This window comes from Streptococcus sp. HMSC066E07 (assembly GCF_001814695.1).
GTDB lineage: Bacteria > Bacillota > Bacilli > Lactobacillales > Streptococcaceae > Streptococcus > Streptococcus hominis.
The window spans coordinates 1-310 of sequence record NZ_KV817434.1 but is presented as its reverse complement, the minus strand read 5'-3'; the positions used below and the strand labels follow the sequence as shown (position 1 = coordinate 310).

General features: G+C 32.3%; 1 pseudogene. It reads left to right on the top strand.

The window, feature by feature from the left end:
- Positions 1-310 (top strand): annotated as a pseudogene (locus HMPREF2984_RS04150) (restriction endonuclease subunit S); the annotation flags it as partial.

Below are 310 nucleotides of genomic sequence, written 5' to 3'. Positions count from 1 at the left end.
CCCCCACTTACCGAACAACAACGCATAGTAGAAGCAATCGAATCAGCTTTAGAAAAAGTGGATGAATACGCTGAAAGTTATAATAGACTAGAACAGCTAGATAAAGAATTTCCAGATAAACTAAAAAAATCTATTCTTCAATATGCTATGCAAGGAAAATTAGTTGAACAAGACCCAAATGATGAACCAGTTGAAGTTTTACTTGAAAAAATACGGGCAGAAAAACAAAAACTATTTAAAGAAGGCAAAATTAAAAAGAAAGATTTGGAGATTTCAATTGTTTCTCAAGGAGATGATAACTCTCCTTATG